Source organism: Synechococcus sp. A15-28 (assembly GCF_014280175.1).
Taxonomy (GTDB): domain Bacteria; phylum Cyanobacteriota; class Cyanobacteriia; order PCC-6307; family Cyanobiaceae; genus Parasynechococcus.
Genome location: NZ_CP047931.1, coordinates 1,126,077 through 1,149,816, shown reverse-complemented (window position 1 = coordinate 1,149,816; position 23,740 = coordinate 1,126,077). Strand labels below are relative to the sequence as shown.

Sequence of the window (23,740 nt, the reverse complement as noted above, 5' to 3'; positions counted from 1 at the left end):
CGAGATCGGTTTAAGTCACTAAGAATGGCTTAACGAAGTCCCTCTGCTGGAGGTTGATCTTGGCGAATGGGCTGGCCGCAGCCGTTAGCGTGGACTGACAGGTTTTAAACGTATGGGGCGGATCGTCGGGATCGATCTGGGGACGACGAACTCGGTCGTTGCCGTTCTCGAGGCAGGTCGCCCCCACGTGATCGCCAACGCGGAGGGTGGCAGAACGACTCCATCCGTCGTCGGATACAGCAAGGATCAGGAACTGCTGGTGGGACAACTGGCCCGGCGCCAGCTGGTGCTGAGCCCGCGCAACACCTTCTCCAACCTCAAGCGTTTTGTCGGGCGCGACTGGGATGAACTGGAGGAGAGCAGCCTTGCGGTGCCCTACACGGTTCGTGCCAATGATCGGGGACAGGTTCGCGTTCCCTGTCCGGTGACGGAACGGGAATACGCGCCTGAGGAGCTGGTGGCCAGCATCATCCGCAAATTGGTGGACGACGCCAGCACCTACTTAGGGGAAACCGTCGAAGCGGCTGTGGTCACGGTTCCGGCTTATTTCAACGACGCCCAGCGTCAGGCCACCCGTGACGCCGGACGCCTGGCGGGCATTTCCGTCGAGCGGATTCTCAATGAACCCACGGCTGCCGCTCTGGCTTACGGCTTTGATCGCAGCGCCGTTCGTCGTGTGCTGGTCTTCGACCTGGGGGGCGGCACGTTTGACGTATCCCTGCTGCGGATCGCGAACGGCGTGTTCGACGTCAAAGCCACCAACGGAGACACGCAACTGGGCGGCAATGATTTCGATCAGCGAATCGTGGATTGGGTCGCTGACGCATTTCAGAAAGAGCACGGAATGGATCTGCGGCGAGACCGCCAGGCCCTGCAACGGCTCACTGAAGCGGCCGAGAAGGCCAAACAGGAATTGTCCGGCGTTCTGACGACACCGATTTCCCTGCCGTTCATTGCAACCGGCGATAACGGGCCGTTGCATGTGGAGACCAACCTCGACCGCAGCAGCTTTGAAGGCCTTTGTCCGGACCTGCTTGATCGTTTGCTGATGCCTGTTCAGTCCGCCTTGCGTGATTCCGGTTGGGCCGCGGATGACATCGATGACGTGGTGCTCGTGGGTGGAGCCACCCGCATGCCGATGGTGCAGCAATTGGTACGCACCCTGGTACCGCTCGATCCCTGCCAATCGGTGAATCCCGATGAGGTGGTGGCCATCGGCGCCGCCGTGCAGGCCGGCATCCTCACCGGCGAACTTCGGGATCTACTTCTGAATGACGTCACCCCCCTCTCCCTCGGGCTGGAGACCGTCGGTGGCCTGATGAAGGTGTTGATTCCGCGCAACACCCCGATTCCTGTCCGTCAGTCCGATGTGTTCAGCACCTCGGAGCCGAACCAGTCGTCGGTTGAAATCCATGTCTGGCAGGGCGAGCGGCAGATGGCTTCGGACAACAAGTCGCTCGGGCGTTTCCGGCTCTCCGGGATTCCCCCAGCGCCCCGGGGTGTCCCTCAGGTGCAGGTGGCGTTCGACATCGATGCCAATGGTCTTCTGCAGGTCAGTGCCACGGACCGCACCACGGGCCGAAAGCAGTCCGTCTCCATTCAGGGAGGATCCAACCTCAATGAAGAGGAAGTCACCGCTCTACTGGCCGAGGCGGAGGCCCGGGCGGATGAAGATCGTCGCAAACGCAATCAGATCGAGCGTCGCAACCGCGCCCAGACACTTGTTGCCCAGGCGGAACGCCGCCTGCGTGATGCCGCCCTCGAACTGGGCCCCTACGGAGCGGAACGTCAGCAACGCGCTGTGGAGATGGCGATGCGCGATGTGCAGGATTGCCTGGCACAGGACGATCTGCAGGAGCTTGATCTATGCGTGAGTGGCCTGGAGGAGGCTTTGTTCGGTCTGAACCGTCGTCTGTCAGTGGAGCGTCAGTCCGATGGCCGGCCTCTTCAGGGCTTGCGCAACACCCTCGGCTCACTCAAGGATGAATTGTTTGCCGATGACTGGGACGAAGACCCCTGGGCCGCGCCGAGTGGGCCACCCAGGAGTCGCAGCTTGAACCGACGGGATAGCGATCCCTGGGACGATGACTTCTACCGCTGATCCCGATTACTGGTCGCTTCTTGGTTTAGGCCCAGAGGCAGATGCCGATCAGTTGAAACGGGCCTTTCGCCGGGAGGCGCGACGTTGGCATCCGGACCTGAACGGCAACGATCCCGTTGCTGAGGAACGGTTCAAGCTGGTGAATGAGGCCTATGCCGTGCTCAGCGATCCCCGGCGGCGCAGCGCCTGGGAACAGGGAGATCGTGAGGGAGATCGCACGCACGACCCGTTTGAGCATGGGTTCCCGGATTTCGAGGATTACCTCGAGGTGGTGCTTGGCGAGCCCTCACGCCGATCCGAGGCGCACACCCCCGATAACGATGCGTCCGATTCATGGAGAGAACCTCCCGTTGCGGCACCACCTCCCCCGCCTCCCGTTCGGGCGGAGGAAGATCTCGAGTCCATCGTTGAGTTGACACCGGAACAGGCCATGCATGGCACCACCGTTGAGTTGAACCTGGAGGATGGAACAGTGGTGGAACTCGACACCCCACCCCAGGCTGGAGATGGCTGGCGGTTGCGGTTGGAGGGGGTTGCCAGCGGTGGGCGTGACCACTTCCTGCAGTTGCGTGTGCTCACCGACGACGGCCTGCGCATCGATGGTTTACGCGTGCACTACAAACTTCCGTTGTTCCCTCCGGATGCGGCTCTCGGCTGCGCTGTCGACGTTCCGACCCTGGACGGTCCGGTCACCCTTCAGGTACCGCCGGGTTCCTCCAGTGGACGGTTGCTGCGGCTGCGCGGGCGTGGCCTTGAACTGGACGACCGACGCGGCGACCAGCTGGTGGAGATTGTGATTGTGATCCCCGCCGACCTGGGCGAGGCGGAGCGGGCTCTGTATCGGCGTCTGCAGGAAATCGCCCTTGAGGCAGAGGCCGGTTGAAGCGATCGGTGAGAGACTCCGCTTCTGTTGAGGACCGAGTGTTCCCCGCGATGCGCGTCCACGTGCTCCTGTTTGATGCCGGCAGCGAGAGTGAGGGGATCCACTCGCTGGAGATCGCCGGTCGGACAGTGGTGCTGCTGTTCGAGAACCCCGATGACGCAGAGCGGTACGCCGGGCTGCTCGAGGCTCAGGACTTTCCCGTTCCCAGTGTGGAGTCCCTGGATCGCGAGGACGTGGAGCTGTTCTGCCGTGATGCCGGATATGAAGCCCGCTTCGTGGCCTCGGGATTCGTTCCGGAATCGGATGAGGAGCGGTTGTTCATGGCTCCTCCAGAAGCCAACCGTGACGTGACTCAGTGGAAGGAGGAGGAGGAGTCAACTGCTGGGACTGAACAGCCAGCCAGCGATCTCGACGCCTTGCGCAAACGTCTCGAGGGACTGCTGTAAGGCGATGGGACGTTTTCAAGTCGACCGTGCCGTCTCTGAGGACCGCGGCCATCTGCTGACCGAGCAGTCCAATCCCAGAAGCACGGCCCTGGATCGGCTTGACACAATTGATCTGGTGCAGTTGTTCGTGGAGGAAGATCGTCAGCCCCAACAGGCGGTTGCCGCTGCATCTGCAGCGATCAGTACCGCTGTTGACGGAATCGCATCGCGACTCAAGGCAGGGGGACGCTTGTTTTATTTGGGAGCTGGAACCTCGGGTCGGCTCGGCGTGTTGGATGCCGCCGAATGCCCCCCCACCTTCTGCAGTGATCCGGAGATGGTTCAAGGCGTCCTCGCCGGTGGTGCTCCCGCCCTGCTGCGCAGTTCCGAGGGGCTGGAAGATCTGGAGAATGCTGGACGCGAGGATCTGGATCAGCGGGGCTTTGGCGCTGATGACTGCCTGGTGGGCATCGCCGCTGGCGGCACCACGCCTTACGTGCGGGGCGGGCTTCGCCACGCCTGCGACATCGGCGCTCTGGCCGTTGCCATGGCCTGCGTTCCGAGTGATCAGGCACCACTCCCCTGCGACATCGACATCCGTCTCCTGACGGGGCCGGAGCTGCTCACCGGTTCCACCCGGCTCAAAGCGGGAACTGCCACCAAGATGGCTTTGAACATCATGTCGACCGCCGTCATGGTTCGGCTGGGCAAGGTGTTCGGCAATCGGATGGTGGATGTGTCTGCCAGCAACAGCAAACTGGTGGACCGCTCCCTTCGCATCCTGAGGGACCTTGCCGGTGTGGAGCGCGACCGTGGCCTCACCTTGCTGGCCCAGGCCGATGGCTCGGTGAAATTGGCTCTGCTGATCGCTGCCGCTGGCCTCGCGCCTGACGATGCCCGGGAGCTGCTTCGTTCACACAACGGTCAGCTTCGCGATGCGCTGACCAGCCAGGGGGTCGATCTGGCTCAATCCTGAGGGAAGGATCCCCAATAGGGACGGGTGAACAGATTCAGCCGTTCCCGAGTCTGATCCGGCACGTGCTCCGGGGCCGTGATCAAGGCATCGGCCAGGGCTGTATGGGCCTCGGAGCTGGGCCGCTGATCTCTGAGGCTCAGCGTCAGCTGACTGAGGATCGGTTCGGTGGCCACGGCATTGGCCTTGAGGTTGCCGACCACCATCTCAACGCTGACGGCATCGTGGTCGTTGTGCCAACAATCGAAGTCGGTGACCATCGACAGGGATGCGTAGGCGAGCTCAGCCTCTCGGGCCAATCGCGCTTCCGTGTGGTTTGTCATGCCGATAACGGAGCAGCCCCAGCTCCGATAAAGCATGCTTTCGGCACGGGTCGAGAAGGCGGGGCCCTCCATGCAGAGGTACGTTCCACCCCGGTGGAGGTGCTGGCCCGCCGGCATTGCCGATTCAGCCGCCTCCGCCAGGAGTTCGCTTAATCGAGAGCAGAACGGATCCGCCAGGCTCACGTGCGCGACGCAGCCATAACCGAAGAACGACTGCGGACGTTGCTGGGTTCGATCGATGAATTGATCCGGCACCACCATGTCCCGTGGGCGCAGATGGTCCTGCAGTGACCCCACGGCGGACACCGAGATCAGCCAGCGGACGTTCAGCTGACGCATCGCCCAGATGTTCGCCTGATAAGGAACCTCTCGAGGCAACAACTGATGGTGTCGGCCATGGCGAGCCAGAAACACCGTCTCCATGCCCTGAAGTTTCCCCAGCCGCAGAACATCAGAAGGTTGCCCGAAGGGCGTGTCCAGCCTCAGCTCCTCCGCCTGGTCCAGGCCTGGCATGGCATAGAGGCCGCTGCCGCCGATCACACCAACACGGGCTTCGCTGAGGTCGAGCATGGGGGGCCTCTCACTACACTCCAGTTTTGCTCGCGCCACCATGACCAAGGCTCTGATGGACACCGACGCCGGGCAGATCAAGCTCGAGCTGTTTGAGTCCGATGCTCCCAACACGGTGGCCAATTTCGTGAAACTAGCCAAGGAGGGCTTCTATGACGGCCTGGCCTTTCACCGTGTGATCCCCGGCTTCATGGCTCAGGGCGGGTGCCCTAACAGCCGTGAGGGTGCTCGCGGAATGGCCGGCACCGGTGGGCCTGGCTATCAGATTGACTGTGAGATCAATGGACAGAAACATCAGGCCGGCACCCTCGCCATGGCCCATGCCGGTCGCAACACCGGTGGATCACAGTTCTACATCTGCCACGAAGCTCAGCCACATCTGGACGGCGTGCACACCGTCTTCGGTCACACCGGCAACATGGACGTGGTGCTGAAGCTCAACAACGGATCCAAGATCAACAAATTGACCATTCAGGACTGATCAGTCCTCTGCGGTCCAATGCATCAGGGACGGACGCCCGCTGAGATGGGCGTCCTCTCTGGCGTTGATCAGATCCTGCATCGCGTGCTCTTCCCGTTCCAGGGTTTGAGAGGGGTGGAGTGCACTGCGTTCGGTGTTCACCCGCAGTAAACCAATCCGTCGGCTCGATTCCAGCTCTGCGATTGCCTTGAGCAGTTCCATTGGATTCGCGACATCGGGGGTGAGTTTCCAGACGAACTGTGGTCGGTCCCAGAGGGCAAGCAGGCGAGGCTCATGCAGTGCCTCCAAGGCCTGCCCGTGGATTCGAGCGAGGTCTTCCACCCGTGCGCGGATGGCTGGAAGGCTGTCGGTCGAGTCGTTGACAGCGAGGGCGAGAACGGTGCAGGGCCCATCACTGTCCATGAGATGACCGAGCTTGTCGCGCTTGGCAGCCAGGTACTCGGCGTTGTGATCACCGGCGTCCATCACAAGGGGGACCCGTTCTTCCACCTGAAGGCCATACCCTCCGAGACCGGCGATCTTGCGCGGGTTGTTGGTGAGGAGTCGCAGGCGATGGATGCCGAGATCCGTGAGGATCTGGGCCCCCACCCCGTAATTGCGCAGATCAGCTGGAAATCCAAGCCTTTCATTGGCTTCCACAGTGTCCAAGCCGCCGTCCTGCAGGCTGTAGGCGCGCAGTTTGTTGATCAGACCGATCCCACGGCCTTCCTGTCGCAGATACACCACAACGCCCTCCTCCTCGCGTTCGATCTGCCGCAGTGCTGCCTCCAGCTGAGGGCGGCAATCGCAACGCAGAGAGCCGAAGGCATCACCCGTCAGACATTCCGAATGCATTCGCACCAGCACCGGTTCCCGCAGGGAGGCAGGGTCGCCTTTGACGAGGGCGACGTGCTCCGAGCCATCCAGTTCATTGCGATAGCCGATGGCCTGGAAGGAACCGAACTGACTGGGCAGCTCCGCATGGGCCTGTCGTCGCACAAACCGTTCATTTTCGAGTCGGTAGCGGATCAATTCAGCGATGCTGATCAGCTTCAATCCCCAGGTGTCGGCATAAGCACGCAGTTCAGGGAGACGGGCCATAGAGCCATCACTGTTCTGGATCTCGCAGATCACACCTGACGGGGTGAGTCCCGCCAGCTGCGCCAGGTCCACGGCTGCTTCGGTGTGGCCCGCACGTTTGAGCACCCCACCGGGCCGGGCTCGCAGGGGAAAGATGTGTCCCGGTCGTCGCAACTCCGCAGGGCGGGTCTTCGGATTGAGGGCGACCTGAATCGTTCGGGCACGATCTTCAGCGGAGATGCCGGTGCTGACACCGTGCTCGGCTCCGGCATCAATGCTCACCGTGAAGGCTGTTTCGTTGGCATCGGTGTTGCGATCCACCATCAGGGGCAGATCAAGTTCGTCCAGCCGCTTTCCTTCCATGGCCAGACAGATGAGCCCCCTCGCCTCGGTCGCCATGAAGTTGATTGCTTCCGGTGTGGCGAATTGGGCAGCGCAGATCAGATCTCCTTCGTTTTCGCGCTGCTCGTCATCCACCACCACCACGCAGGCTCCATTGCGAATGGCGGTCAGTGCCTCAGCGATGTCGTCGAAGCGGATCGGATCGTCCTGCTGATGAGGGGTACTGGAGTTCAGGAGCCTGCAGTTCTGCAATTTATTCATTATCAATCTCTGTACGATCAACTGCTGGTTGGACGTCGCCATGGCAAGCAGCACTGCCTCACGTATCTCCGAGATGGCCGGCGGTGGCCAGGGCCAGGGTCGTGTCGCAGTGGTCGGTGCTTCCGGATACGGAGGGTTGCAGACCCTCCGCCTTCTGCAGGGGCATCCGTCTCTGACGGTCACCTTCCTCGGCGGAGAACGGAGTGCGGGACGACGCTGGAGTTCGATCTGCTCCTTTCTGCCGCTGCCGGATGACCCTGTCGTGCAGTCCGCTGACCCCGATCGCATTGCCGAGGCAGCCGATTACGCCGTCCTGAGCCTCCCCAATGGTCTGGCCTGTCAGCTCGCCCCAGAGCTTCTGCAGCGGGGTGTGCGGGTGGTGGATCTCTCCGCAGATTTCCGATATCGCTCACTGGAGCAATGGAGTCAGGTGTATTCCCAGGAGGCCAGCCGTCTCTCCAGACAGGACTCCGACCTTTGCCGAGAGGCGGTCTATGGCTTGCCGGAGTGGCATGGGCCCGCCATCGCCGAGGCCATGTTGGTGGCTGCACCGGGGTGCTTCCCAACGGCCAGCTTGATGCCGTTGCTGCCCTTCCTGAAACAGGGCCTGATCGAAACCGACGGCATCATCATTGATGCCAAGACAGGCACGTCCGGCGGGGGGCGCGTCCCCAAGGAGGCGATGCTGCTCGCGGAGGCATCTGAATCCATTGCCCCTTACGGCGTCATCGGTCATCGCCACACCTCCGAGATCGAACAGATGGCCCAGGAGGTTGCCGGGCAGGATGTTCGTTTGCAGTTCACCCCGCATCTGGTGCCGATGGTGCGAGGCCTGCTGTCCACGGTGTATGCGCGTCTACGGGATCCCGGACTGACGGCTGAAGACTGCACCACGGTGCTCGAAGCGGTGTATCGGCACCACCCCTGCGTGTCCGTTCTGCCGGTGGGCACGTATCCCGCCACGAAATGGGCACGTCACACCAACCGCGCCTTGGTGTCCGTTCAGGTGGACACCAGAACAGGACAGATGATTCTGATGAGTGCCATCGACAACCTGATCAAGGGTCAGGCCGGACAGGGTGTTCAGTGTCTGAACCTGATGCATGGCCTGCCGCCGGAGACAGGGCTGCCCTTGCAGAGTTTTTACCCCTGACGCCAGCGCTGCGCCGCCAGCATCAGTCCGCTCGGCAGGATGCGATGTTCCTGCAGCTGAATCCGCTTGGACAGGCTGTCGTGATCATCCGTCTCCAGGACCGGAACGGCCGCCTGAACCAGGATCGGGCCTGCATCCAGGTCCTCGGTAACCAGGTGAACCGTGCAACCAGCAAGGCGGACGCCGGCCTTGAGAGCCTGGCCAACGCCATCAAGCCCACGGAAGCTGGGTAGAAGCGAAGGGTGGATGTTGATCAATCGATCGGGGAAGGCCTTGATCAACTCACCGGTGACGATGCGCATCCAGCCCGCCATCACGATTCCCTCCACCTCAGCAGTTCGGAATCGATCCACCAGGTCCCGGTCCAGTGCGGTCCGACTGTCGTAATCCCGATGGTTAATCAGTTGCCAGGGAATGCCACGCCGTTCAGCACGATGCTGTGCTCCGCAGCCGGGGTTGTTCACCACCAGGAGAGCAATCTCGGCATTGATGCGTCGATCCCGGATCGCCGTTGCCAACGCCTCGAAGTTGCTCCCATTCCCTGATGCCATCACGCCAACCCTGATCGGGAGAGCCCCATCGAATGCTGGTGCTGACGTTGGATGAATCAGGGCCTGGTCAGATGGGCTCTGCTGGCTAGGGTCTGTAAAAGCGGGCATTCGGTTCATGTCCCATCTCTCCATCCTGCCGACCGTCTACACACGACCGGATCTGCTGGAAGCTTCTCTGCGCCACGAAGGATTTGATGTGGTGATCGGCGCTGTGATGGCCCCGTTCAACGGCAAGTCCCACCCGGTGGACCTCCTGGCCTCCCTGGCTGATGACTCCCCATCCCTGGGCTGGATCCAGGGTGACGATGGTGGGGAGGTGACCATGGTCGGCGATCTGCAACGACTGGCCCGCAATCAAGGCCTCAAGGCCAGGCTTCAACGGGTGGCTCGCCAGTACGCGCTGTTGGCCGCCCTTGAATCGATGGATGGTTTCGGATCCTCCGCAACGATGACCATCGAGACGCCCTGAGGTGAACGGCGACGTTGACGTTCATCTGGATCTCGTTCGTCCGGAGGAGCAACGCATCAGGGTGACGATGCGGTGGACGCCGTCCACCTCCCGCCAGATCCTGCAATTTCCCCTCTGGACGCCAGGGTCATACACCATTCGTGATCCGGTTCAGCACCTACACAGTCTTGAGTTGACGGCTGCAACAGGCCCCGTTTCTCTGAGGCGTCTGGCCCCCAACCAATGGTTGGCGGATCACGTCGATTCCATTCCGCACCGCCTCACCTATGTGGTGGAAGCGAGGGACCTGACCGTTCGAACGGCCTTTGTCGACCCTGAGTTCGCGTCCTTCAGCCTTGCTGCGGTGGTGATGGAGCTGGATGGCTGCCGCTGGAGTCCCCATCGACTCGGTGTCAGCTGTGCTGACACCTGGCAGGTGCACTGTCCCCTCTCCTGGGAAGGGGATGGATGGCGTGCCAACGATTTCGATGAGCTGCTGGACAGTCCTGTCCAGGCCGGCCCATTCCATGGCCAGCCCTTTCATGTTCTCGACCACCAGCACACGCTGCTGTTGATGGGAGATCCGCCGGGGGGATGGCCCACCACGCTCAAGGCCGATGTGGAGCGGATTTGTGAAGCCACCTGCCAGTTGATGGGCACACCGCCACCGGCGGGCGATCGCTATCAGCTTGTGATTCAGATGCTCGACAGCGGCTATGGAGGGCTGGAGCACGACCACTGCGCTGTGCTGCAGTTCAACTGGGCTGCTCTTTCCAAACCCGATGGCTACCGGCAGCTGTTGCAGCTAGTGGGGCATGAGTATCTCCACCAATGGAATGTCCGCAGACTGCGGCCGCAGGAATTCCGCCCTTACGACTACGGCCATCCCGTCGTCAGCGAAGGGCTCTGGTTCGCCGAAGGGATCACCAGCTATTTCGATCTGGTCCTGCCCCTGCTCGCGGGCACCAGCGATCGCTCCACCCTGCTGCAGGATCTCGGCGATGAGCTGTCCAGGGTGTTGATGGCTCCTGGGCGACGCGTGCAATCCCTTGCGGCAAGTGCCGAGGAAGCCTGGGTGAAGTTGTACAAATCCACAGTGGTCTCCATCGACAGCCAAATCAGCTACTACCGCCTCGGGGCAGCGAGCGCGTTCTGTCTTGATGTGCGGCTTCGGCAACGCGGTAGCTCCCTGGCGGAACAGCTCCGGGCTCTGTGGAAGACCCATGGCCAGGTGGGTCGAGGCTTTGTCCGCGGGGATCTGACGCTGTTGCTGAAGGCCATTGATCCTGAACTCGCCGAAGATCTCGATCGCTGGCTGGATCGTCCTGATTCCCTTCCGCTTCAGGACATTGCAGGCCTGATTGGAGCGCGATTCGATCCTGTGCCCCTGAAAAGACCTGATCTCGGACTGACCTTGGCGGATATGAACGGCCGCGTTGTTGTCAAGCGGGCTGCAGTGGACGGCCCAGGGCGAGCAGCGGCCTTGGTTCCCGGCGATGAGCTCATCGCCGTCGATGGCAGGCGTGTGGGAGCGGCAGCAGAGGTCTCCTCGCTTCTGAGGGTGGATGATCCTGCATTGATCACCTACGCACGGCGCAGCTGCCTCGGCACAACAAAGCTGCGGCCGGTTGCCGGTGTGGAACGTTGGTGCCTCAGCTGGGAACCTGCGGCATCCTCGGAGCAGCTGTTTCTGAGAGATCGATGGTTCCGGTTTCTCTGATCCAGAGACTTGAGCGTGCTGCTGATCTGATCCGTCAGCACCCTCTGACCGCTGTCGGTGCCGTGACCACAGGATCCCTTGCGGTCGTGCTGTTCATCTGGGTCGCTCTGGACCGGAGCAAACAATCCCACGCGGGTGATCGTCCATCGTTGATGGACCTGCTTGAGCAGGTGGAGTCGGACAAGAACGCCAAGTCGCCGCCGTCGGTGACATCCCCGCGTGCTCCTCGCTCACGGTCCTGGACATCACCCTTGGCGAAACAGTGCACGGGGATCGATTCCGCCCTGCGTTCACGCCTGAACGAACTGAAACGCACCAGTGGTTCCTGGCGAACCACCGTTCCCATTCATCCGACCAACTTCGGCGAGCGTTTCTCGAAGGATTCCTACGGCGCTCCATTGGACCCATCTCCACGGGTGGTCGTGATGCACGAAACCGTTTATTCACTGACATCAGCGATCAACACCTTTCAGACACCGCACCCGATGGATGAAGACCAAGCGAGCTATCACGCCCTGATCGGACTGGGCGGAAAGGTTGTCGACATCGTTGACCCACTCAAACGAGCCTATGGAGCTGGCAATTCAGCATTCCTTGGTGAATGGGCGGTCACCAACCCTCGACTAAGGGGCTCCCTCAACAATTTCGCGTTACACGTCAGTCTGGAAACACCAGAGAGTGGCGCCAATGATGCTTCAACGCACACGGGCTACACCTCCCGCCAATACGACGCCCTCGCCATCGTTTTGTCGGATTGGATCGACCGTTTCAATCTGACTCCGGCTGCCATCACGACCCATCGCCATGTTGATCTGGGCGGGGAACGATCGGATCCACGCAGTTTCAACTGGGCTTCTCTGCAGTATCGGCTGTCTGCACTCGGTGATCTCTGTGACTCCTGACTTGAAGGGGATAGGTGATCACATTCAGTCATCAATCCAAACGACCCCAGTCACCTGCTTGGAACACAGTCTCCGTACGGTTTGGACAGTTGGGTTCTGTCCATGCCTTCCACGCGTCTGATCACCTGTGGCGTCACCGCTGTTGCGCTTGTCGGTTTAAGTCTGGGTTCTGTTGCTCCCGCCCATAAGGTTCACGCCAGCTGGGCTGCCCCTCACCACCATCACTCCTCTGGAAAGAAACAGAAGGCCTACAACAAGGGATATCGGAAGGGTTACAAACACGCCGTCCGCTCCGCTGGTAAGCCCTGGGTTCGCGTGGTTCGTCCTGTGTACCGCCACGTCTATCGACCCATGTATCGCCCAGTGCACCGCCGCGTTGTGGTGACGCCCCATCACTCCTGGTTGAGTGTCGGGATTGGCGCCCACTTCTGAGGCCCAACCATCATCAGATCAGGAGGAAGGGGTGGCTGCGCTTTGAGCTGTAGATCAAGCCATGCAGCTCAGGATCCTGCATGTAACTCAAAATGCGTCTGGGGTAGTCAAGTTTTCCGTTATGGAGATAGGCCAAGGTGGCGATCGCCTTGGCATCGCCGTAGGAGCTGCTGGCATCCAGTCGTCGTGTGGTGGAGAGCCCCAGCTCCTGTTTGAGCCGACTCATCTTGCCCACAAGAAACACCACGCTCATCTCCGGATCCAGCAATTGATTCCTGGCCCAGGCGATTTCATCGGGGCTCGGGTTGGCAGGCAGACGGTTCTGGTGAATCAGTTCGGTGATGGCAAGCTGCGCCGGTCCGTGGGTTCTGACCAGACCAGAGTGAGCAATGAACGGAAGACTTTCTCCGGGCTTGGAGTGCTGAATTTCGTCGAACAGAATGGCCGTTACCAGCATCGGATTGATCCGATGACGCACTGACTCTCTAAGGATGACCGGTTTGAGTTGATTGAGTTGATCGAGTGTCAGGTCGCGTAGTGGCTGAAGCTGATCGACACCTCGGGTGAACAATTGGGCCAGCGTGGTCTGGGGGCCATGGACCCCGAACCGTTGCTGCAGCAACTGCAGCTCCTCGGGCAAGAAAACGGATGGATCAGGCCGCTCATCACGTTCAGTGAGCTGAATGACCGCTTGAGCCACCCCAGCGGTCGGCTTGGATGCCGGGGGGGGGGAAACAAGGGCGAGGCTCAGGGCCAAGACTCCGCAGCGCTGCAGGTGGACGCGCATCAACCGGAAGCGGGACTCTGTTCAAATCAGCACCGAAACTAGCCTGGGTGTCCCAGGAGATGGGCATGCAAGGTCGATCCTGGATACCTTCGGGCGGTGTGCACCATCAGGGCCCGATGAGCTTCCCGGATTTCAGCGCCAGTGACGCTCAGATTCAATGGCAGCGATTCTGTGATCTCCTTTGGTACCACGAGGATCTCGGCATCTGGTTGGACATCAGTCGCATGCATCTCAATCCGTCTGATCTGGAGCAGCTGCAGCCGAAATTCGACAAAGCGTTCACGGCCATGGCGGAGCTTGAAGCCGGTGCCATCGCCAACCCTGATGAAGAGCGACAGGTGGGGCATTACTGGCTACGGTCTCCGCAACTGGCGCCAAGTGACCAGGTCCGTGACCACATCGCCTCGGAAATCGACCAGATCGAGCAGTTCGGTCAGGATGTGATCAACGGCGTGATCAAAGCGCCCGGGGGGCAAACCTTCACGGATGTTCTCTGGATCGGAATCGGCGGCAGTGGTCTGGGCCCCCTGCTGATGATCAGAGCTCTCCAGAAACAGGGCTCAGGGCTGCCGTTTCACTTCTTCGACAACGTTGACCCCAACGGCATGAGTGCCGTTCTGGCTGATCTTGACGATCGTCTGGCAACCACTCTCGTGGTCACCGTGAGCAAATCAGGCGGCACACCGGAGCCCCATCTGGGCATGGAGCAGGCACGCCATCGACTTGAGAGCCGCGGTGGCCAATGGTCTGCTCAGGCTGTCGCCATCACTATGGTCGACAGCAAACTCGATCGGGAAGCCAAACAGGACGGATGGCTCAAACGCTTCGACATGTTCGATTGGGTCGGCGGCAGGACCAGCATCACCAGTGCTGTGGGCCTGCTCCCCGGCGCTCTGATCGGTGCTGATATCCGCGATTTTCTCGCCGGTGCTGCGCAGATGGACGAAGCGACCCGTCTGGCCGATCTGCGTCGTAACCCAGCTGCACTGATGGCGGCTTCATGGTTTGTCGCCGGCGACGGCAAGGGACTCCGCGACATGGTGGTGCTGCCCTACCGCGATCGTCTCGAGGTGTTCAGCCGCTATCTGCAGCAGTTGGTGATGGAATCCCTCGGAAAGCGTCTTGATCGCGATGGCAACGAGGTCAACCAAGGCATTGCCGTTTATGGCAACAAGGGTTCCACAGACCAGCACGCCTACGTACAACAGCTCCGGGACGGCGTTGACAATTTCTTTGCCACGTTCATCGAGGTTCTTGAGGATGTAGATGATATTCCGGTGATCAAGGACGAATGCCCCGGTGATTTCCTCGATGGGTTCCTGCAGGGAACGCGGTCCGCTTTGACGGAAGGAGGCCGTCAGAGTCTCAGTATCAGCATGCGTCGCTTTGATTCCCGTCGACTTGGAGCACTGATTGCTCTGTTTGAGCGCGCTGTGGGGTTCTACGGCGATCTGGTCAACATCAACGCCTATCACCAGCCCGGTGTTGAAGCGGGCAAGAAGGCTGCAGCGGCCATTCTTGACCTGCAAAGCAGGATCGAAGCCATTCTTCAGGATGGTGCTTCACGATCCGTCAGCGAAATCCGTCAGGCCGTCGGTGACGGAAGCGATGAAGCCGTGTTCTGGATCATGCGCCATCTGGCGGGCAATTCCCGCGGTTACCAGGCCGAGGGAGATTGGGCGAACCCAGCCAGCATGCGCTTCAGCCGCAGCTGATCAGGGCACCAGGTTGACCAATTTCCCCGGCACCACAATCACGCGTCGGGGTGGTTGTCCCTCCAGCCATTTGGCTGCGACATCACTGGCCAGTGCCAAGGCCTCCAGCTGAGCTTTGTCGGCGTCAGCGGGAACCTGAATCGTTCCCCGGATCTTGCCCTTGATCTGAATCACCAGGTCCACCGAGTCCTGAACCAGAGCGCTGGGGTCCAGCTCGGGCCAGCCGGCGCGGTGAACGCTGGAGCTGCCGCCAAGTTGATACCAGAGCTCTTCGGCAAGATGGGGAGCAAAGGGAGCCAGCAGCCGAAGCAGCGTCGAAAGGGCTTCCTTCAGCACTGAGGTGCTCAATTCGGAAACACCCACGGATGTGATCGCATTGGTGAGTTTCATCAGCTCCGAGATCGCGGTGTTCAACTGAATCTCGTCCTGCAGGTCCTCACTCACCGCTTCGATGGCCAGGTGGATGGCGCGACGCACCTGAGCGTCGCTGTCGGCCAGAGGCTCGGGGCGTTCTTCGGGGTCGAGGGTCTCGATTCGCGTGCCGGCGGATTCCACCAGACGCCAGATCCGTTGCAGAAAACGGAATTGCCCCTCCACATCGGCGTCATCCCATTCGAGATCCTTCTCGGGCGGCGCTTTGAACAAAATGAACATGCGAGCGGTGTCCGCGCCGTAGCGATCGATCACTGCCGCAGGATCAACGCCGTTGTACTTCGACTTGGACATCTTTTCGAACAGCACCTCAAGCGGTTCACCACTGTTCGGATCGGTTGGTGCTTCAGGATCAGCCACATCGGCCGGCGCGACATATTTGCCGGTGCTGGGATTGCGATACGTCGTTCCCTGAACCATCCCCTGGGTGAGGAGACGGTCAAAGGGCTCTGCGACATCGATCAAGCCCCGATCCTTCAACGCCTTGGTGAAAAAGCGCGAATACAGCAGGTGAAGGATGGCGTGTTCAATGCCCCCCACGTACTGCTGTACCGGCAACCAACGATTGACGGCCTCCCGGCTGAACGGCCGCTCGCTGTTGTGGGGGTCGGCGAAACGGAGGAAATACCAGGACGAACACATGAAGGTGTCCATCGTGTCGGTTTCGCGCTTGGCGGGTTCACCACAGGAGGGGCAGGGGACGTTGACCCAGTCGTTCTGTTGTCCCAGGGGCGATCCGCCCTTGCCGGACAGGTCGATGTCCCGGGGGAGTTCCACCGGCAGTTCCTCGCGCGGGACCGGTACGGCACCACAGCTTGGGCAGTGGATGATCGGAATCGGGCAACCCCAATAGCGCTGTCGTGAGATCAGCCAGTCCCGCAGCCGATAGGTGACCTTCGCCTCTGCCCATCCCTGCTTCGCGCCATGGCGAGTGATCTGCTCCTTGGCTTCGGTTGATGTCAGACCATCGAAATCACCGGAATGGATCAGCACTCCGCTGTCGGTCCAAGCCTCTCCAGCCGCGATTGCAGCGGCGGCACCCTCGGCCTCAATCACCTGCTGAACGGGCAGCCCATAGCTCTGGGCAAAACGACGGTCCCGCTGGTCATGGGCAGGAACTCCCATGACAGCGCCGGTGCCATAATCAGCCAGCACGTAGTCCGCGATCCACACCGGCAGTGGGTTGCCGGTGAGGGGGTTGATCACGTTGACGCCGGTGAAGACCCCACGCTTGGGCCCTTCATCACTGGTGCGCTCCAGGGCACTGAGGCGAGCCACCTCGCCCTGGAAGGCCTGAACAGAGTCCCGCAGATCCGCCGTCGTCAGGCTGTCCACCACGGGGTGGTCGGGAGCAAGAACCACATAGCTGGCGCCGGCCAGGGTGTCCGGCCTTGTGGTGAACACGGTGATGGTTGTGTCGGAATCGGAGGACAGCTGGAACTGGATCTCAGCTCCCTCTGAGCGACCGATCCAGTTGGCCTGCATGGTGCGAACCCGTTCCGGCCAACCGCTGAGCTGATCCAGGTCCTTGAGCAGGGCTTCGGCGTACTGCGTGATGCGCAGGAACCATTGATTCAGCTGGCGTTGCTCCACCAAGGCACCGGAACGCCAGGAGCGACCATCGGCATCCACCTGCTCGTTGGCGAGAACGGTCTGATCCACCGGATCCCAGTTGACCGTTGCGTTTTTCCGGTAGGCCAGGCCGCCATCGAAGAGCTCCAGGAACAGCCATTGGGTCCAGCGGTAGTAATCGCTGTGGCAGGTGGCCTGCTCACGGTCCCAGTCGATCGACAACCCGAGGCGATCCAATTGCGATCGCATCTGCTCGATGTTGCGATCGGTCCAATCGCCGGGATCGACGTTGCGTTCAATCGCCGCATTCTCCGCCGGAAGGCCGAAGGCATCCCATCCCATGGGGTGCAACACAGCGCGGCCGCGCATCCGCTGAACCCGTGCAATCACATCAGTAATGACGTAATTGCGCACATGGCCCATGTGCAGTGTCCCCGAGGGGTAGGGAAACATCGAAAGGGCGTAGAACCCCTTGCCGTCCTCCGGCTCAGGGGTGACATCCAACCCCTCGGAGCGCCAGGTCGCTTGCCAGCGCTGTTCAAGGTCCGCAGGCGAATAACGGCTGTTCACGGTCGACGGGATGTCGGCAAGGCTGCGATCGTGTCACATCCAGCGGTTTCAACCGAGGACGCGGATCACAGTGATCTGCCGGCGGTTGATCAGCGTCGGGCGGGTGGCAGGACGTCGCTCAATGGCCAGAAATTCCTGGTCCTGCCAGATGAGCCGACCCTCAATCCGTTCAGAACCGATGACATCAATGTTGATCGGAAGCTGCTCCCTGATCCAGGACTGGAGCGTTCTGACTCCAGGCAGACTGGGGTCGAGGGGTGCAGTCTCCATAGGATTCGGATCTGCCAACAGCACACCATGCTGCAGTTCAGCAAATATCAGGGACTTGGCAATGACTTCCTGATCCTGGAAGGACGTCAAGGCCAGTTGCCCCCAACGATCACTGAACCGGATCCGGGCTGGGTCAGGCAGCTCTGCGACCGTCGGTTCGGGATCGGTGGTGATGGCGTGATCCTTGCCCTGCCACCCCAGGGCGAAGGGGATCTGCGCATGCGGATCTTCAATGCCGACGGCACCGAGGCTGAGATGTGCGGCAACGGCATCCGCTGTCTGGCCCGTTTCCTCGCGGACAGTGATGGTGATGCTCCCGGCAAGCGTTGGTCGATTGAAACGCCTGCGGGTCTGATCCGCCCCGAGTTGCAGAGCGATGGCCAGTTGCTCGTCGATATGGGTGCCCCCTTCCTGGTCCCCTCGAGCATTCCGACAACTCTCCCGCTGGTGGAAGGTCTCGCGAGGGGATCCGTCGATCTTGCGGATCGATCGCTGGACGTGGCCGCGGTTGGGATGGGAAATCCCCACGTCGTGGTTCCTGTTGCCGACCTCAGTTCGATTCCCTTCGACGCATGGGGTGCGGCTCTGGAGGTTCACCCCCTATTCCCAGCCAAAACCAACGTGCATTTCCTTCAGGTGCACGCCCGCAATCGTCTGGAGATCCGCGTCTGGGAACGGGGAGCGGGGCCGACCCTGGCCTGTGGAACAGGGGCCTGCGCAACCCTTGTCGCCGCGGTTCTTCTGGATCTTGCCGATGACCACGCCGAGGTGATGCTTCCCGGTGGTCCTCTCCAGATCGCCTGGCCCGGTCGCAGCGGTTCCGTCCTGATGACGGGGCCTGCGGTGGCTGTGTTCGATGGCGTGTTGTCACCGGATCTGATGCCGGCTGGAGCGGCCTCCGTTTTGGAGACGTTGCCTTCCGCTGCCCCGGAGAAGGCTCCGTTCGATTGCTCCAGTGATTGTGTTGACGCTTGCCAGCAGCCGGACAACTGTCTGCGTGATGCGGCCCAGCAGCAGGTTCAGGCCTTCCTGAACAGCACGTCACTGGACGCCATGCTGAATCTGGCCAGTGACTCACTGGAGCAGCGGACCCGGGCCCGGTTTGAGCGTGACACCATCTGAGCTCTATCTCGATGCAGCGGCCACAACCCCGCCGCTGCCGACCGTGATCGAGTGCATCAACGCAGTGCAGCGGGATGCCTGGGGCAACCCCAGCAGCCTGCATGGCACAGGTCTTGTGGCCGCCGAGCGCCTGGCTCGGTCCCGCCAGGCCATCACCAAACAACTTGGAGCCCAGGACGACGAGCTGATCTTCACCTCCGGGGCAACGGAATCGGTTCACCTGGCCCTTCTCGGTGTCGCCGCTGGGTGTCCCCCCGGGCGCTTGGTGATCTCAGCCGTGGAGCATCCAGCAGTGGAGGGAGCTGCCGCCCAGCTTGAGCAGCGGGGGTGGACGGTGGTGCGTTGGCCCGTCGATGGACGAGGTCAGATCCGTCTTGAGTACCTCGATGAGCTGTTGTCACCTCCGACGCTGCTGGTCTCCCTGATCTGGGGACAGAGCGAAGTGGGGACAGTGCAACCCGTTCCGCTGGTGGCCAGAGCCTGCCGGGAACGGGGCATTCCCTGTCACACGGACGCAACCCAGCTCATCCCCCAGGGGCTGATGGACTGGTCCGCATCGAGCCTTGACCTGCTCACGTTCTCCTCCCACAAACTGCAGGGTCCACGAGGGATTGGGGTGCTTTTGCATCGTCCAGGCGTCCTGGCTCAGCCGCTGCTGTCCGGCGGCGGACAGGAGGGGGGCCATCGCGCCGGCACGGAAGCCGTCGCCCTGATCGCCGGGCTGGCGGTCGCCCTCCAACACCTGCCAAGGTTCAACGCGGAACGGTCCCTGGCGCCCCCAGGTTCCACACCGCAGATTCGTTCCTTGCGTGATCGATTGCAGTCGCAACTGGCTGCGATTCCGGCACTGACGGTGATCAATGCTGCGGAGGACCAGCGACTCCCCCACCATCTGGCCTGCCTGATCGGGGACAGAAGAGGCCTTCCCCTCTCAGGACGGCGAATGGTGCAGCAGTTGTCGCGTCTGGGGGTGGCCTGCAGCAGTGGCAGTGCATGCCGTTCCGGCCAGGCCCAGGACAGTGATGTGCTGACCGCCATGGACATCGCGCCCAGGTGGAGGCAGTCGTTGGTGCGTTTCAGCCTTGGCCCATGGCTGAGCAGTGACGATCTCGAGTCCGTTCCTCAGCTGCTGCAACAGGCGATTGACGCCTGCACCTGAGAGGCTGGTGGCCCATCTGTGAATCTGCAGACGTGCCTGAAGCCCAGAAGGCCAGCCTTCCCGCCGATCTGCTGACCGCGGAAGCCGATCTGCTTGATGCCCTCAAGGCAGCCCTGGCCTCAGGCAAGGGTGCCCGATGGGGCGCGTCCCTTCGATTCGAGAATCTGCGGATTCTCCCCGTCGCTCTGCGGCTGTTTCAAGCCCTTCGCTCGGTGGATGAATCCTGTCGGCTGCTCTGGCCGGATGCTGGGGCTGCAGCGCTGGCAAGGCGTGATGCACCGGATCTGGCCGGAACCATCCTGGATTTCAACCAATGGTCGACCCGTGGAGATGCGGATGGATTGGTGTTGGCGGTTGGTCCGCAACCCTCGGACTACGAGCAGTTCATGGCCATCTGTCAGGACCATCGTGGTTCGGTCTTGATGCTCAACGGCCGGCTTGAGGATGCTGCCGTCGGGATCGGCAGCGTGGCCCGTGAGCGACGGCGTGGCTTCGTCTCCTCCTGGCAGCAGGCGTACTGGCTTCAGCCCCTTGAGGGTGGAGCGTTGATGCGGAGGTTCCCTGATGACTGGACTCTGTATCGACTTGACCCCGATGGTTACCGCCATCTGGCGTCCATGGAAAATCGCCCGGATCCCGAGCAGATCTCGGCGCTGTTGGCCGGAGAAGACTCGGACAGCCTCAAACAGCAGCTCGGCAGTGTGGATCGATTCATCGACGGTCTGCGCAGCTGACAAATGCTTGATCGGACCACCCGCCGTCCGTAATGTTCGGCTCGAAGCAGTGATGCCATGCAGCGACGGTTCTCCCTCAGCTCCATCACGGTTCTCGATGGGCTGGCCGTTGCAGCAACAGTGGCCGCGCTCGCTGGTGTGGTCTGGTCTCCGAAACTGACCAATGCGGTGGCCCGGGCGACGGGCTCAGTGAAGCCGGTTGAGGTGAGTGTGGATGTGCGTCACCTGCAGGTGGTCGATTCGGAGGCGTTCCTGGAGGGCATCCGAGAGGAAGGGGCCGTCAGCATCGTGATTCGCAACCAGCCGGCTGGGCGCGTTGCGCTGTTGTCTGTGGAGGACATCAGTCGTCCCCTCACCCAGCTCCTGCCGGATGGAACCGTTCTCGAAGCGGAAGACACCAGCCCGGCCCGCGGCCTGCATGCACGCTTTCGCCTGAAGGCCGATGCGGAGACAGGTCCATCCGGCGTGGTCTTCGGTGGCACCAAACTCAAGGTCGGCAGTCCTGTGGAACTCGAAGGACGGCTTTACCGCGCCAATGGTGTCGTCAGCGGTGTGGCTCTTCCATGAGCCAGCGTTGGATCACCCCGGCTCTGGCGGCGTTGTTGCTGAACGCCGGCGCAGCAGCCCACAGCACGGAACGCTTGTTGCAACCGAGTCCCCCCAGCAGCCGTCAGGGGCTGCCCGGGCGGACCCAACGTCCTCTGTGCCCGTCACTGCAACGGGCGGTCGAGGCTTCGATTGGCCCCAGCACGGCTCCGTGGAGCGTCAGCGTTCTTGACGAGCGGGGCCAACTCCTGGCGGACATCAATGGATGGTTGCCAAGGATCCCCGCCTCCAATCAGAAACTGATCAGTTCCGCCTTCGCCCTCGATCGCCTCGGGCCCGATTTCCGTCTCGAAACCCAGTTACTCCGTCACGGCGACGGAAGTCTGGAAATTGTGGGCGAGGGGGATCCAGACCTCAGCATCGCTGAGATTCAACGCTTCGCCATGGTGGCTCTGGGGCGTGGTGGCTCTCAATCGCCCAAGACGACTGCGGGGCCTCTTCAGTTGATGTTGCGGGAGGAGCCACGCCAGCGCTGGTGGCCCAGTGACTGGCCTGCGGACGATCGCAGCTACGCCTACGGCGCACCGATCACCCGGCTTGCTCTCACGAGCAACGCTCTGCACATGGCGGTGATGGATCCAGCCCGACGGCTGGAGAGGGTGCTGTCCACCACGGTGAGCCAACAGGGAGGACGCCTTCGCCTGGTGAAGGTGAATCCCGAGCAACGGGAAGCCGCTCTCGCCCAGGCCAAGGCTGAGGAACCTGTGGTGATCCACCGTGAGCTGTCGGCTCCGATGCATGGGCTGCTCAGCTTGGCCAACACCGAAAGCCATAACTTCACCGCTGAAGTGCTGATGCGTGAAGCGGCGGACAACTGGGATGTGGCTGAGGCCTCGTTGGCCAACACCCGCTGGCTGCAGGCTCAGGGAATTCCCACCCAGGGCCTTCGCATCCGGGATGGGAGCGGGCTCTCCAGGGGCAATCGGGTGACCAGCCGAACCCTGTCGACACTTCTGTGGCGGATGGCGCAACACCCATACGGGGCTCATTACCAAGCCTCCATGGCGATTGCGGGGCGCCGGGGCACGCTCTGGCGTTTCCAGCGAGGCTCCGCGCTCACCGGCCAGTTCTGGGGGAAGACAGGAACCCTCAGGGGAGTGAGTTCCTTGAGTGGAATCCTGAAGACCTCCCATGGACCCCGCTACGTGAGCATGATTGCCAACGGCGCCTATGCCCCTCGCGGCGTCATGGCTCAGGTGCTGCTCGCCGTCCAGCGCATCAGCCAGTGCCCTTCATGGAACGCAGCCGGGAGGCGGCACGTCGGCCACGGCTGATCGGAACTGTCTTGCCCTCGTTGTCGTCACCTTTGGGACCAGCACTGCTGATGGTCTGAATCTTGACCAGTTCCTGGCGCCCAGCCATCACCACCTGTGCCATCTCCTTGAGGCGAACTTCCAGTTCACCGAGGGTCTGTTCTGCGTAGCGGTTGGCTCCGTCCTGAACGGCAGCCGCCTCCTTGCGGCTGCGTTGAATCAGCCCCTCACACTGTTGCTGGGTCTGTTGACGGAACTGCAGGGCATCGTTATGGAGTCGCTCGGCTTCTTCGCGACTCTCACTCTGCAATCGCAAGCCCTCGCGTCGGATGGTCTCCAGTTCCTGCAGGGCCTGCTGGCGACTGGCTTCATGCTGCTCCGCGTATTGGCGTTTGAGCTCCGCCGCGTCCTGCTCCAGTTGCTGACGGCGCTGCTGAGCCTCCTGCTCCAGCTGTTGCCGGCGTGCGGCGAACTGCTGTTCCTGCTGGGCCAGCTTGCTCTGCATCTCCTGTTCCAGCTGGGCGCCCTGCTGACGCGTGGACTGCAGCAATTGCTCGCATTGCTGTCGGGTCTGTTCACGAAGCTCCAGCACCTGACGTTCCGCCTCCTGACGCACCGAGGCGGTGCTCACCAGTTGTTCGTGCTGACGCTTGGCCTGCTGAACGATCTCATCAGCCTGCTGTTTGGCCGTGGTGATGAACTCGTCCCGTCGCTCCAACAGCTGAGCAGCCCGCTCAACCTCTTTGGGCAAAGTGTCCCGAACGGCATCCAGGACTTCAACGGCATCACCCTCGTTCACCAGACGCCCGCCACTGAACGGAATGCGACTGCCCTCAAGAAGGACATCCTCCAGCTGATCCAGATGGTCGAGGACAGCGAAGCGAGCGTCGCTCATG

23 protein-coding genes are annotated in these 23,740 nt (G+C 61.7%); 16 read left to right on the top strand and 7 right to left on the bottom strand.

Annotated elements, in window-relative coordinates; genetic code table 11:
* Window positions 1–112 precede the first annotated feature (112 nt).
* Genes dnaK through murQ form a run of 4 tightly spaced genes read left to right on the top strand, consistent with a single transcriptional unit; the run spans window position 113 to window position 4,385 of the window.
* Entirely contained in the window at window positions 113–2,101 is a 1,989-nt protein-coding gene (dnaK, locus tag SynA1528_RS06265; protein ID WP_186588179.1) for a molecular chaperone DnaK, read from the top strand.
* Window positions 2,085–2,984, top strand: coding sequence for a DnaJ C-terminal domain-containing protein (locus SynA1528_RS06260; RefSeq protein ID WP_186588178.1), 900 nt, complete (start codon window positions 2,085–2,087; stop codon window positions 2,982–2,984). Before dnaK ends, SynA1528_RS06260 begins: the two co-directional genes overlap by 17 nt.
* Before the next feature lie 50 nt (window positions 2,985–3,034).
* Window positions 3,035–3,430, top strand: coding sequence for a DUF3110 domain-containing protein (locus SynA1528_RS06255; protein ID WP_186588319.1), 396 nt, complete (start codon window positions 3,035–3,037; stop codon window positions 3,428–3,430).
* Window positions 3,431–3,434: 4 nt separating this feature from the next.
* Complete coding sequence (murQ, locus tag SynA1528_RS06250) at window positions 3,435–4,385, top strand: N-acetylmuramic acid 6-phosphate etherase (protein ID WP_186588177.1); 951 nt, start codon at window positions 3,435–3,437, stop codon at window positions 4,383–4,385.
* Here murQ and mtnP read toward each other — a convergent pair.
* Complete coding sequence (gene mtnP / locus SynA1528_RS06245) at window positions 4,376–5,275, bottom strand: S-methyl-5'-thioadenosine phosphorylase (protein WP_186588176.1); 900 nt, start codon at window positions 5,273–5,275, stop codon at window positions 4,376–4,378. The two genes, murQ and mtnP, sit on opposite strands and share 10 nt — an antisense overlap.
* A gap of 40 nt (window positions 5,276–5,315) precedes the next feature.
* Between mtnP and SynA1528_RS06240 the strand changes: the two genes are divergently transcribed.
* Entirely contained in the window at window positions 5,316–5,756 is a 441-nt protein-coding gene (locus SynA1528_RS06240; protein ID WP_186588175.1) for a peptidylprolyl isomerase, read from the top strand.
* On the opposite strand, the gene ribBA is transcribed toward SynA1528_RS06240, so the two are convergent.
* A complete protein-coding gene (gene ribBA, locus SynA1528_RS06235; protein ID WP_286187931.1) occupies window positions 5,757–7,418 on the bottom strand; it encodes a bifunctional 3,4-dihydroxy-2-butanone-4-phosphate synthase/GTP cyclohydrolase II in 1,662 nt (553 codons plus the stop codon). It lies immediately after the preceding gene.
* A 73-nt stretch (window positions 7,419–7,491) separates the two neighbouring features.
* Here ribBA and argC point away from each other — a divergent pair, with 73 nt between their 5' ends.
* On the top strand, window positions 7,492–8,571 hold the full coding sequence (gene argC / locus SynA1528_RS06230; protein ID WP_186588317.1) for an N-acetyl-gamma-glutamyl-phosphate reductase: 1,080 nt from the start codon (window positions 7,492–7,494) through the stop codon (window positions 8,569–8,571).
* Here the strand turns inward: argC and purN are convergent.
* Window positions 8,562–9,230, bottom strand: a complete 669-nt coding sequence (gene purN, locus SynA1528_RS06225) for a phosphoribosylglycinamide formyltransferase (protein WP_186588174.1) — start codon at window positions 9,228–9,230, stop codon at window positions 8,562–8,564. The genes argC and purN overlap by 10 nt on opposite strands.
* A 7-nt stretch (window positions 9,231–9,237) precedes the next feature.
* On the opposite strand from purN, the gene SynA1528_RS06220 reads away from it, so the two are divergent.
* From SynA1528_RS06220 to SynA1528_RS06205, 4 genes are all read left to right on the top strand, one after another.
* Window positions 9,238–9,591 carry a DUF1257 domain-containing protein gene (locus SynA1528_RS06220; RefSeq protein ID WP_186588173.1) on the top strand — a complete coding sequence of 118 codons (354 nt, stop codon included), beginning with the start codon at window positions 9,238–9,240 and terminating at the stop codon, window positions 9,589–9,591.
* A 1-nt stretch (window position 9,592) separates the two neighbouring features.
* The gene (locus SynA1528_RS06215; protein ID WP_186588172.1) at window positions 9,593–11,290 is read left to right on the top strand and encodes a M61 family metallopeptidase; all 1,698 of its coding nucleotides are present in this window, start codon (window positions 9,593–9,595) and stop codon (window positions 11,288–11,290) included.
* Window positions 11,272–12,192 (top strand): N-acetylmuramoyl-L-alanine amidase, encoded by a 921-nt coding sequence (locus tag SynA1528_RS06210; protein ID WP_186588171.1) that lies wholly within the window; start codon window positions 11,272–11,274, stop codon window positions 12,190–12,192. The genes SynA1528_RS06215 and SynA1528_RS06210 overlap by 19 nt, the downstream gene beginning before the upstream one ends.
* Before the next feature lie 102 nt (window positions 12,193–12,294).
* Window positions 12,295–12,624 (top strand): hypothetical protein, encoded by a 330-nt coding sequence (locus SynA1528_RS06205; protein ID WP_186588170.1) that lies wholly within the window; start codon window positions 12,295–12,297, stop codon window positions 12,622–12,624.
* Between the two features lie 13 nt (window positions 12,625–12,637).
* Here the strand turns inward: SynA1528_RS06205 and SynA1528_RS06200 are convergent, their stop codons facing one another.
* Window positions 12,638–13,411 (bottom strand): helicase DnaB, encoded by a 774-nt coding sequence (locus tag SynA1528_RS06200; RefSeq protein WP_186588169.1) that lies wholly within the window; start codon window positions 13,409–13,411, stop codon window positions 12,638–12,640.
* A gap of 116 nt (window positions 13,412–13,527) precedes the next feature.
* On the opposite strand from SynA1528_RS06200, the gene SynA1528_RS06195 reads away from it, so the two are divergent.
* On the top strand, window positions 13,528–15,126 hold the full coding sequence (locus SynA1528_RS06195) for a glucose-6-phosphate isomerase (RefSeq protein ID WP_186588168.1): 1,599 nt from the start codon (window positions 13,528–13,530) through the stop codon (window positions 15,124–15,126).
* Here the strand turns inward: SynA1528_RS06195 and leuS are convergent, their stop codons facing one another.
* The gene (gene leuS, locus SynA1528_RS06190) at window positions 15,127–17,700 is read right to left on the bottom strand and encodes a leucine--tRNA ligase (protein ID WP_186588167.1); all 2,574 of its coding nucleotides are present in this window, start codon (window positions 17,698–17,700) and stop codon (window positions 15,127–15,129) included.
* Between the two features lie 48 nt (window positions 17,701–17,748).
* A complete protein-coding gene (locus SynA1528_RS06185) occupies window positions 17,749–17,970 on the bottom strand; it encodes an Hfq-related RNA-binding protein (protein ID WP_186588166.1) in 222 nt (73 codons plus the stop codon).
* A 27-nt stretch (window positions 17,971–17,997) separates the two neighbouring features.
* On the opposite strand from SynA1528_RS06185, the gene dapF reads away from it, so the two are divergent.
* From dapF to dacB, 5 genes are read left to right on the top strand one after another with little or no spacing between them, the layout of a single operon-like run.
* Entirely contained in the window at window positions 17,998–19,092 is a 1,095-nt protein-coding gene (gene dapF / locus SynA1528_RS06180) for a diaminopimelate epimerase (protein WP_186588165.1), read from the top strand.
* A complete protein-coding gene (locus tag SynA1528_RS06175) occupies window positions 19,079–20,251 on the top strand; it encodes a cysteine desulfurase family protein (RefSeq protein ID WP_186588164.1) in 1,173 nt (390 codons plus the stop codon). Before dapF ends, SynA1528_RS06175 begins: the two co-directional genes overlap by 14 nt.
* 32 nt (window positions 20,252–20,283) lie before the next feature.
* Entirely contained in the window at window positions 20,284–20,985 is a 702-nt protein-coding gene (locus tag SynA1528_RS06170) for a DUF1995 family protein (RefSeq protein ID WP_186588163.1), read from the top strand.
* Between the two features lie 57 nt (window positions 20,986–21,042).
* A complete protein-coding gene (locus SynA1528_RS06165; protein ID WP_186588162.1) occupies window positions 21,043–21,552 on the top strand; it encodes a DUF4330 domain-containing protein in 510 nt (169 codons plus the stop codon).
* Window positions 21,549–22,865, top strand: a complete 1,317-nt coding sequence (gene dacB / locus SynA1528_RS06160) for a D-alanyl-D-alanine carboxypeptidase/D-alanyl-D-alanine endopeptidase (RefSeq protein WP_186588161.1) — start codon at window positions 21,549–21,551, stop codon at window positions 22,863–22,865. The genes SynA1528_RS06165 and dacB overlap by 4 nt, the downstream gene beginning before the upstream one ends.
* On the opposite strand, the gene SynA1528_RS06155 is transcribed toward dacB, so the two are convergent.
* On the bottom strand, window positions 22,810–23,739 hold the full coding sequence (locus SynA1528_RS06155; RefSeq protein ID WP_186588160.1) for a coiled-coil domain-containing protein: 930 nt from the start codon (window positions 23,737–23,739) through the stop codon (window positions 22,810–22,812). The genes dacB and SynA1528_RS06155 overlap by 56 nt on opposite strands.
* Window position 23,740 lies beyond the last annotated feature (1 nt).

Excerpts from the sequence above, each read along its gene's own strand:
- dnaK (WP_186588179.1), top strand. The coding sequence starts at position 113 with ATGGGGCGGATCGTCGGGATCGATCTGGGGACGACGAACTCGGTCGTT.
- SynA1528_RS06260 (WP_186588178.1), top strand. The coding sequence starts at position 2,085 with ATGACTTCTACCGCTGATCCCGATTACTGGTCGCTTCTTGGTTTAGGC.
- SynA1528_RS06255 (WP_186588319.1), top strand. The coding sequence starts at position 3,035 with ATGCGCGTCCACGTGCTCCTGTTTGATGCCGGCAGCGAGAGTGAGGGG.
- murQ (WP_186588177.1), top strand. The coding sequence starts at position 3,435 with ATGGGACGTTTTCAAGTCGACCGTGCCGTCTCTGAGGACCGCGGCCAT.
- mtnP (WP_186588176.1), bottom strand. The coding sequence starts at position 5,275 with ATGCTCGACCTCAGCGAAGCCCGTGTTGGTGTGATCGGCGGCAGCGGC.
- SynA1528_RS06240 (WP_186588175.1), top strand. The coding sequence starts at position 5,316 with ATGACCAAGGCTCTGATGGACACCGACGCCGGGCAGATCAAGCTCGAG.
- ribBA (WP_286187931.1), bottom strand. The coding sequence starts at position 7,418 with ATGAATAAATTGCAGAACTGCAGGCTCCTGAACTCCAGTACCCCTCAT.
- argC (WP_186588317.1), top strand. The coding sequence starts at position 7,492 with ATGGCCGGCGGTGGCCAGGGCCAGGGTCGTGTCGCAGTGGTCGGTGCT.
- purN (WP_186588174.1), bottom strand. The coding sequence starts at position 9,230 with ATGCCCGCTTTTACAGACCCTAGCCAGCAGAGCCCATCTGACCAGGCC.
- SynA1528_RS06220 (WP_186588173.1), top strand. The coding sequence starts at position 9,238 with ATGTCCCATCTCTCCATCCTGCCGACCGTCTACACACGACCGGATCTG.
- SynA1528_RS06210 (WP_186588171.1), top strand. The coding sequence starts at position 11,272 with ATGGTTCCGGTTTCTCTGATCCAGAGACTTGAGCGTGCTGCTGATCTG.
- SynA1528_RS06205 (WP_186588170.1), top strand. The coding sequence starts at position 12,295 with ATGCCTTCCACGCGTCTGATCACCTGTGGCGTCACCGCTGTTGCGCTT.
- SynA1528_RS06200 (WP_186588169.1), bottom strand. The coding sequence starts at position 13,411 with ATGCGCGTCCACCTGCAGCGCTGCGGAGTCTTGGCCCTGAGCCTCGCC.
- SynA1528_RS06195 (WP_186588168.1), top strand. The coding sequence starts at position 13,528 with ATGAGCTTCCCGGATTTCAGCGCCAGTGACGCTCAGATTCAATGGCAG.
- SynA1528_RS06185 (WP_186588166.1), bottom strand. The coding sequence starts at position 17,970 with ATGGAGACTGCACCCCTCGACCCCAGTCTGCCTGGAGTCAGAACGCTC.
- dapF (WP_186588165.1), top strand. The coding sequence starts at position 17,998 with ATGCTGCAGTTCAGCAAATATCAGGGACTTGGCAATGACTTCCTGATC.
- SynA1528_RS06165 (WP_186588162.1), top strand. The coding sequence starts at position 21,043 with ATGCAGCGACGGTTCTCCCTCAGCTCCATCACGGTTCTCGATGGGCTG.
- dacB (WP_186588161.1), top strand. The coding sequence starts at position 21,549 with ATGAGCCAGCGTTGGATCACCCCGGCTCTGGCGGCGTTGTTGCTGAAC.
- SynA1528_RS06155 (WP_186588160.1), bottom strand. The coding sequence starts at position 23,739 with ATGAGCGACGCTCGCTTCGCTGTCCTCGACCATCTGGATCAGCTGGAG.